The sequence below is a fragment of the Photorhabdus noenieputensis genome, from assembly GCF_018448935.1.
In the GTDB taxonomy this organism is placed as follows: domain Bacteria; phylum Pseudomonadota; class Gammaproteobacteria; order Enterobacterales; family Enterobacteriaceae; genus Photorhabdus; species Photorhabdus noenieputensis.
This window is the reverse complement of record NZ_RCWC01000099.1, coordinates 1-2504: the sequence shown is the minus strand read 5'-3', so window position 1 is coordinate 2504 and position 2504 is coordinate 1. Positions and strand designations below refer to the sequence as shown.

Annotated in this window: 1 protein-coding gene; it reads right to left on the bottom strand. The window is 62.4% G+C overall.

Going from position 1 to position 2504, the window contains the following annotated elements; translation table 11 throughout:
- A partial coding sequence (locus tag EAE91_RS23245) for a DUF6531 domain-containing protein (protein ID WP_214090509.1) occupies positions 1 to 2504 on the bottom strand: 2504 nt, incomplete at both ends.

The following is a 2504-nucleotide window of genomic DNA, read 5'->3' as shown; positions in this document are numbered from 1 at the left end:
CCCGTGTCCCGGCCGGCGTCATCCCGTTCCAGGGTCAGGGGGGCCTGCTCCGCCAGCGTCAGTTTAATCAGTTCCCCCACCCGGTTAACTTCCTGCCGGCTCTGCCAGCGGCAGAGGCGGGTCTGCCCGCTAAACCGGGCCGGACCGGTGACCGGCGCTGTTTCGCCGGTCAGCAACTGCCGTTCTGCGGTGCGGGTATCCGGGTAGTGACGCAGAATCTCTCCGTGCGGCTGGATTTCCCGCACTATCCGGTCCTGTTCGTCGTATTCAAAATGCAGGGTGCTGTCCGGGGAGTCCACGGTTAACAGCCGGCCCACGCTGTCGTAATGATAACGGGTGGTCCCTTCCGGGGCGTGCAGCGCCGTCAGCCGGCGGGCGGCGTCATAGTCGTAGCGGGTCACGTGCGCTTCCCCGTCCCGCTTTTCAATGCAGTTCCCCGACCGGTCATAGCGATAATGCCACTGCGTGCCGGCATAATCCTGCTCGGTGATAACCCGGCCATCCGCATCCAGGGTATAGGTGTAAGTTTCTCCCTGCGGGTTAATCACCTGCGTCAGTTGCAGCGTGTCGGCATCATAACGATACTGCCAGCGATGCCCCTCGCCGTCACGCCGGGCGACCGGCAGGTCAAACGGACCGTACTCCACCTGCCATTCCACGCCGCGGGCATCGGTCCGGCAGGTTAAGTTCCCGTGGCGGTCATGGGTGAAGTGCTCCAGCTGGTTGTCCGCCCGGTCGCTGACCGCCACCCGGTGATGACGGTCGTAACGCCAGCGCCACAGCGCCCCCGCCGCGGTCAGGCTGCGCAGCCGGTCCTGGCTGTCATAACCCAGACTGACGGTCCGGTTCTCCTCATCCAGCACCCGCACCAGCCGATGATGCTTATCATATTCCTGCGAGCGGCCGTTGCCGTCCGGGTCTGTTTCGGCCGTCACCAGTCCGAAGGCATTGCGGGTCAGCGTGGTTTTCCGGCCGTCCGGCGCAATAAATCCGGCGGGCTGGCCCTGTTCATCATACCGGGGCAGCCAGGTGCGTTGCAGCGGGTCGGTCATGCCGGTCAGTTGCAGGCTGTCAGCCTCATAGCTGTATCGCCATACCGCGCCGGTCGCCTCCGTCAGCGAAGTGACCCGGCCGGTATCGGCCAGATAAGTCAGCGTCAGGGTTTCCCCTTCCGGTAATATCTGTCTGACCAGATTGCCCCAGCGGTCGTATTCATAGCGGGTCACGCCGCCGCACGGGGTGTGGATTTCAGTGATTAACTGCTGGTCGTTGTAATGCCAGGTGGTGGTGTGCCCCTGTGGGGTGGTGGAGCGGGTCAGGCCGGGGGCATAATCCAGGTGAACCGGATAGAAGCCGCCGGCCCCCACACTGTCGGTACAGCGCCCCTGTTTATCATAACGGTAATCCACCCAGGTCTGGTCGCCATCGGACCAGCGGCTTATCAGGCCCTGCGCGTTATATTCATAGTACAGGTGGAAATTCTGGGTGCTGTCCGCTTCCGCCAGCCGGCCGTTGTCATGGTAGTGATAACGGGCCATCACTTCCTGTAACCGTTCATCGGTGCGGCGTATCTCGGTCAGTTGTCCGCGCAGGTTATAAAGCAGCGTCAGCTCCGGCCCGTCACTGTGCAGAACCTGTGTCAGCTGATGCCGGTCGTTATAGATAAAGCGCAGCCGGTTGTCATACACGTCCCGGTGTTCCGTGAGCCGCCAGCACTGTGTCCCTTCGGCTGAGGGCGGAGAGGCCAGCGCAAAATACTTACGCACCGGTGAATCCCGGTGCCGGAGAATATATCCCTGTTCTCCCCAGCTGAGGGTGAAATCCGGGTGGTCCGGGTTAACACTGTGGGTATAAGCGGCCGGTAAGGCAAAGTAAAGCGACGCCCCTTCGGTGGTGCGGATTTCTACCCGGTCGCCGGTGGCCAGGGCGCATTCGGAGAAGCTGTCCGTCCAGCCCGGCCCCAGCAGGCCCTGCTCCTCCGGTGCCCAGCTGCGCAGAAACACCAGCGGCAGGGTCTGGCCGAGGGTGATATCGGTCCGCCGGTCAAATAACTGGCCGGTGGTGACGTCAATCGGGTCGCCGGTAAAGAATTTTTTCGTCGCTTCCCGGTAACGTTTCACGCCCTGAGTTTCTTTGAAGGCGGTTTTGGCACAGCAGAGGGTTTTCCCCGCGATTATCTTCGCCGCCTGCCTGACGCCGGCAATCGCCCCGCTGACGGCCTTTTTACCGGCCTGTCGGGTAAACAGCTTACCCAGCCCTTTGAGGGCTCCGCGTGACGGCGGTACCAGAAATTCAACCGCCATCAGTATCGCCCGTTCCCAGGCGGAGAACTCTTCGGCCACGGCCAGGTAAGTCCCCTGCCCGGAGCCGATAAACACCGTTTTGGCCCCGGATTTAATGGTGGCCCCACACGCCAGTTTGTCATCCACCCGGGCCGCCGGCGAGCCGTTGATAAACACGGTTTCACTGCCCTGGGCAATCAGGGGCGGTGCCGGGTGTTTACT